Source organism: Actinomadura fibrosa (genome assembly GCF_900659615.1).
Lineage (GTDB): Bacteria > Actinomycetota > Actinomycetes > Streptosporangiales > Streptosporangiaceae > Spirillospora > Spirillospora fibrosa.
In genome coordinates, this window is sequence record NZ_CAACUY010000386.1 from 1 (window position 1) to 5,915 (window position 5,915).

General features: G+C 75.5%; 5 protein-coding genes. 3 read left to right on the forward strand and 2 right to left on the reverse strand.

Going from position 1 to position 5,915, the window contains the following annotated elements:
• Window positions 1–504, reverse strand: a 504-nt coding sequence (locus E1300_RS46775) for an AraC family transcriptional regulator (RefSeq protein ID WP_131763710.1), incomplete at its 3' end; no start/stop codon positions are given.
• 125 nt (window positions 505–629) lie between these two features.
• Here E1300_RS46775 and E1300_RS46780 point away from each other — a divergent pair.
• The gene (locus tag E1300_RS46780) at window positions 630–1,535 is read left to right on the forward strand and encodes a Rossmann-fold NAD(P)-binding domain-containing protein (protein ID WP_131763711.1); all 906 of its coding nucleotides are present in this window, start codon (window positions 630–632) and stop codon (window positions 1,533–1,535) included.
• Here the strand turns inward: E1300_RS46780 and E1300_RS46785 are convergent.
• Entirely contained in the window at window positions 1,532–3,370 is a 1,839-nt protein-coding gene (locus E1300_RS46785) for a glycoside hydrolase family 3 protein (RefSeq protein ID WP_131763712.1), read from the reverse strand. The genes E1300_RS46780 and E1300_RS46785 overlap by 4 nt on opposite strands.
• A 222-nt stretch (window positions 3,371–3,592) precedes the next feature.
• Between E1300_RS46785 and E1300_RS51975 the strand changes: the two genes are divergently transcribed.
• Together E1300_RS51975 and accA are read left to right on the forward strand one after the other, a co-directional pair.
• Window positions 3,593–4,105, forward strand: a complete 513-nt coding sequence (locus E1300_RS51975; protein ID WP_207400396.1) for a hypothetical protein — start codon at window positions 3,593–3,595, stop codon at window positions 4,103–4,105.
• A 75-nt stretch (window positions 4,106–4,180) separates the two neighbouring features.
• Entirely contained in the window at window positions 4,181–5,881 is a 1,701-nt protein-coding gene (accA, locus tag E1300_RS46795) for an acetyl-CoA carboxylase carboxyl transferase subunit alpha (RefSeq protein WP_242619855.1), read from the forward strand.
• Window positions 5,882–5,915: the final 34 nt, after the last annotated feature.

The following is a 5,915-nucleotide window of genomic DNA, read 5'->3' on the forward strand; positions in this document are numbered from 1 at the left end:
CAGGTGCAGGCACATCTCGATCCCGGCGGCGGCGCCCGCCGCGGTCAGCACCGGGCCGTCCTCCACGTAGAGGACGTCCGGCACCACCTCGACCGCCGGGAAGCGGCGGGCCAGGTCGGCGGCCAGCCCCCAGTGCGTCGTGGCGCGCCGCCCGTCCAGCAGCCCCGCCTCCGCGAGGACGAACGCGCCCGTGCAGATCGCCGCGACCCGCTTCCCCGCCGCGAGCGCGCCGCGCGCCGCGTCGAGGACGTCCCGCTCGATGCCCGCGCGCCCGCCGCTGCCGACGACGATGACGCTGTCGGCGCGCTCCACCGCGTCCAGCCCGTGCGGCGCCACCACGTCCAGGCCGCCGACCGTCTCCAGCGGACGGCCCGGCTCCAGCGCGCACAGCTCCACCCCGTAGGCGGGCCCGCCGCCCGCCTCCGCGGCGCCGAGCACCATCTGCGGGATCGTGACGTCGAACGTCAACACCGGCGGCACGACGACGACCGCGACCGTGTGCATGTGGCCAGAACCTCCGGACGGTTGGCGGCCGGCCCCCTGCTCCCGCGCGGGACGGACCGGCACTGTGGTCAAGGAGCGGCGGGGACGCCGTGTTCCCGCCCCCGCACCCTTTCCTGGAGCAGATCATGCCCTTCCATGTCGTCATCGGCCGCGGCGCGACGGCCACCGCGACCGCCCGGATCCTCGCCGGCGCGGGCGACCGCGTCCGCATGGTCAGCCGTGGCGGCGGCGGCCCCGACCACCCCCTGATCGAGCGGACCGCGCTCGACGCCACCGACACCGACGCGCTCAGCCGCGCCGCCGAGGGCGCCGCCACGCTGTTCAACGCCGCGATGCCCGCCTACCACACCTGGCCCGAGACCGTCCCGCCGCTGTTCGGGTCGATCCTCACCGCCGCCGAGCGGTCCGGCGCCGGCTACGTCATGCTCGGCAACCTCTACGGCTACGGGCCGGTCGACGGCCCGCTCACCGAGGACGCCCCGCTCACCGCGACCGGGCCGAAGGGACGGGTCCGCGCCGAGATGTGGCTGCGCGCCAAGGAGGCCCACGACGCGGGCCGCGTCCGCGCCACCGAGGTCCGCGCCGGGCAGTTCCTCGGCGCCGGGGCGTACTCACTGTTCTCCCTGGTCGTGCAGCCGAAGGTGCTCGCCGGCCAGCTCGCGCTGGTGCCCGCAGCGCTCGACGTCCCGCACGGCTACTCGGCCATCGGCGACACCGCCCGCGCCCTCGTCGCCGTCTCCCGCGACGACCGCGCGTGGGGCCGCCCCTGGCACGCCCCGGCGATCAACGTCCCGCTGCGGGAGGTCGCCACGCGGCTCGCGGAGCTGGCCGGCGCCCCCGCGCCGCGCCTGGAGACGATGACCGACCGCGAGCTCACCCTGCTCGGCCTCGGCGACCCCTTCTGGAACGAGCTCTTCGAGACGTACCACATGTCGCACCGCCCGTTCACGGTCGACTCGTCCCGCCTGGAGACGACCTTCGGCGTGACCGCGTCGCCCCTCGACACCGTCCTGAAGGAGATCCTGGCCTAGCGGTCGTCGTAGGTGAGGCCGAAGCCCAGCGGGAAGAGGGGCTGCTTGCCGTCGCCGCGGTTGATCGGCTCCTGGTCGCCGTCGCGCGGCCACGTCACCGGCAGGCGGCCCATCGGGTCGGCGTCGCCGAACAGCACGTCCGCGACGCCGGCGCCCTCGGTGCCCGGCAGCCACGACGCGACCAGCCCATCCCACTTCGGCAGCTCGGCGGTGACGTCGAGTGGCCGGCCCGACACCAGCACGACCACCACGGGGACCCGGGCGGCGCGGATCCGGTCGATGGCCTCCAGGTCAGCCCGGTCCAGTCTCAGGTCGTCGGTGCGGTCGCCGTGGTACTCCGCGTACGGCTTCTCCCCCACCACCGCGACCGCCGCGTCGTAGGAGCGGTCCGCGCCCGTCCCGTTCCTGTCGTAGGTCACCCTCGCCGCCGGGCCCGCCGCCCGGCGGATGCCCTGGAGGATGGTCGTGCCGGGCGTCGTCGGGCCCGCCGCCCCCTGCCACGTGATCGTCCAGCCGCCCGACTGGAGCCCCACGTCGTTGGCGTGCCCGCCCGCCACGAAGATCTTCTCGCCCTCGTCCAGCGGGAGCACCCGGTCGTTCTTCAGCACGACCTGCGACTCGGCGACCGCGCGCCGCGCCAGCGCCCGGTGCGCGGCGCCGCCGAGCCCCCGCGCGTACCCGCGGTCGGCCAGCGGGCGCTCGAACAGGTCCAGCGCGAACTTGCGCGTCAGGATCCGCCGGTTCGCGTCGTCGATGCGCGCCATCGGGACCTCCCCGTCCTGGACGGCCTCCCGCAGCAGCGCGATGAACTCCTTCCACCTCGTCGGCACCATCACCACGTCGATCCCCGCGTTCACGGCGGCGGCGACCTCGGCCCTGGTGAACCCGGACCTGCCGTCGATCTGGTCGATGCCGTTGTAGTCCGACACCACGATCCCCGCGAACCCCAGCTCGCCCTTCAGCAGGCCGGAGATCAGCTCCCGGTTCCGGTGCATCTTCACGCCGTTCCAGGAGCTGTAGGACACCATCACCGAGCCGACGCCGCGCCGCACCGCCTCCCGGAACGGCGGCAGGTGCACCTCCCGCAGCTCCTCCTCCGAGATCCGCGCGTCCCCCTGGTCGTCGCCGCCGGCCGTGCCGCCGTCCCCGAGGAAGTGCTTGGCCGTCGCGAGGACGGCCGCGCCGCCCCCGCCGTCCCCCTGGAGCCCGTCGATCATCGTCGTCATCGCGGCGGGCAGCGCGGGGATCTCGCCGAACGACTCGTACGTCCGCCCCCAGCGGTCGTTGCGGACCACGCACACGCACGGCGCGAAGTCCCAGTTCACGCCGGTCGCGGCCATCTCCTCCGCGGTCGCCGCCCCGATCGCCCTGGCCAGGCCCGGGTCGCGGGACGCGCCGATCCCGATGTTGTGCGGGAAGATCGTCGCGCCGACCACGTTGTTGTGGCCGTGCACCGCGTCCACGCCGTACATCAGCGGGATGCGCAGCGGCGTCGCGAGCGCGCCCCGCTGGAGCGCGTCGTACATGTCCGCCCAGCCCTCGGCGCTGTTCGGGCTCGGCGCCGAACCGCCGCTCGACAGCACCGACCCGATCCGGTACCGGGTGACCTCCTGCGCGTCGACGTACCTGCGCTCGGGCTGCGTCATCTGGCCGAGCTTCTCGTCCAGCGTCATCCGGTCGAGCAGATCGTCCACCCGGTCCCGGACGGGCAGCGCCGGATCGAGGTACCGGACGGCCCCCGCTCCCGCCCGGGCCGGCGCCCCGGCCACCGTCAGCGCGAGCACGGCCAGCAGGGCGGCGGCCGGGAACCGGCACCGGGCGCGGAAGCAGCACATGGGCGGAGTTTTTCCACGATCAGCCCAGCACAACGTCATTCGATCCCAGCGCCTGGGCAATATCTGGCGGCCCATGTCCGACAAAGACCGACACGGCCAGACAAAGCGGAAGGCCGCGGGCCGGGCCGGGCGGCAGACGCCGACTCGTACCGGTTCGGCGCACGCACGGCCACCGTCCTCGGATCGGGCCGCCAGGCCGCGCACCACGCCCGCGCGCTGCGCGTGGCGCTGCCCGCGCTGCGCACGGTCCGCGTGCACAGCCGGACGGCCGAGCACCGCGAGCGCCTGGCCGCGTCCATCGCGGCGAGCAACCTGGCCTGCCAGGCGGTGGTCCATCCGACCAACGCGCTGACCTCGTCCCATCTGGTCGTGATGACCGACCGGGGCTACGACGCGTGGCTCAGCGTCCGGCCGCTGAAGGACGGGGCGCTGGTCACCAGCATCCTTCCGCTCACCTGCCCGCCGCCTCCGGGACGCTGCTGGTGCGCCTCGTCGTACCCGCCCTGCACGGACCCGATAGCCGCGCGTCCGGCTGAGATCCCCCCGCACGGCCCGCCCGGGGCAGCGTCCGGCTGGAGCGCCGCAGAGGTGGACGCCACGCCGGCCGACGTGCTGCGGCGCGCCGAACCGGACGAGAACGTCCTCTACGACCAGCGCGGCCAGTTCGGCCGGGACCACCCGCTCGTGCGGTGGGCGTCGGAGAGCGGCGCCGGCGTGCCTTTCGAGTCGGCCTGAGTGTCCAGGCGCGATTCGAGGCGGTCTCAAGCGGCCGCGGTGACGATGGCGTGGCACGCTCGTGAGGAGGATGTAGTGACCGACACCGTGACCCGGCCCGAACGGACGACCACGCGGTGGGTCCGCTGCGGCGGATGCGGCTCGCTGCTGTACGAGCCGCGGTTCGCCCGTGAGCTGCGGGTCTGCCCCGGCTGCGGGCACCACACCCGGCTGACCGCCGCGCAGCGCGTCGCGTCGCTGCTGGACCGGGACTCGGCCCGGCCGCTCGGCGACCCCGACCCCGGCGCAGGCGAGGTCCTGGTGGATCCGCTGGCGTTCACCGCCGTGCGGTCGTACGCCGAGCAGCTCGCCGAGGCGCGGGACCGCACCGGGACGACCGACGCCGTCGCCTGCGCGCGCGGCACGGTCCTCGGCGTGCCGGTCGTGCTGGTCGCGATGGACTTCCGCTTCCTCGGCGGGAGCCTCGGCTGCGCGGTGGGCGAGGCGGTCACGCGGGCCGCGGAGGCGGCGCTGGAGCACCGCGAGGCGCTGGTGATCGTCACGGCGTCCGGCGGGGCCCGCATGCAGGAGGGCGCCCACGCGCTCATGCAGATGGCCAAGACCGCGCAGGCCCTGAGCGAGCTGGAGGAGGCCGGGATACCGACCGTCACCGTCGTCAGCGACCCCACCTACGGCGGGGTGGCCGCCTCGTACGCCTCGCTCACCCACGTGATCATCGCCGAGCCCGGGGCGCGGATGGGCTTCGCGGGGCCGAGGGTCATCGAGCAGACGATCCGGGAGCGGCTTCCCGAGGGCTTCCAGCGCGCCGAGCACCTGCTGCGCAACGGGCTCCTGGACATGGTGCGGCCCCGGTCGGCGCTCCGCCCCACCATCGCCCGGCTGGCGGCGCTGGGCGTCCGGCGGGACGTCCGCCGCGACCCGCTCGACGACCCGGTGATCCGGGACGCCGCGCTGCTCCCCGCGACCGGCGCCTGGGAGACCGTGCAGCTGGCCCGCGACTCGGGCCGTCCGACCTGCCTGGAACACGCGACCCGGCTGCTCGAGGGGTTCGAGGAACTGCACGGCGACCGCGCGGGCAGCGACTGCCCCGCCATCGTCGGCGGCGTCGGGCGGCTGGACGGCGTCCCCGTCATGCTCATCGGGCACCAGAAGGGCCACACCACGGCCGAGCTGGTCAGGCGCCGGTTCGGGATGGCCTCGCCGGCCGGGTACGCCAAGGCGCGACGGCTCATGCGCATGGCCGAGAGCCTCGGGATGCCGGTCGTGACGCTGGTGGACACGCCCGGCGCGTTCCCCGGCGTGGAGGCGGAGGACGGCGGCCAGGCGGCGGCCATCGCGGCCGGCCTGCGGCTGATGGCGGGCCTGCGGGTGCCGATCGTCTCGGTCGTCACCGGCGAGGGCGGCAGCGGCGGCGCGCTCGCCCTGGCCGTCGCGGACGAGGTGCTGATGAGCGCGAACGCCTGCTACTCGGTCATCAGCCCGGAAGGGTGCGCCTCCATCCTGTGGCGGGACGCCGCGCGGGCGCCGGAGGCCGCCGGCGCCCTGCGCCTGACGGCGGGCGAGCTGCTGCGGGCGGGCATCGTGGACGGCGTGGTGCCCGAGCCCGACGGCGGCGCGCACCGCGACCCGCCGTCCGCCGTGCGGCTGGTCGGGGACGCCGTGTCCGCCGCGCTGGCCCGCCTCGCGGACCGGGATCCGGGCGAGCTGGTACGGGCCCGGCGGCGCCGCTACCGCGCGTTCGGACTGCCGGCCGGCGCCCGCGGGAGGCACCGGTGACGGGCGCGGGCGGGACGACCGACGACGCGCTGCG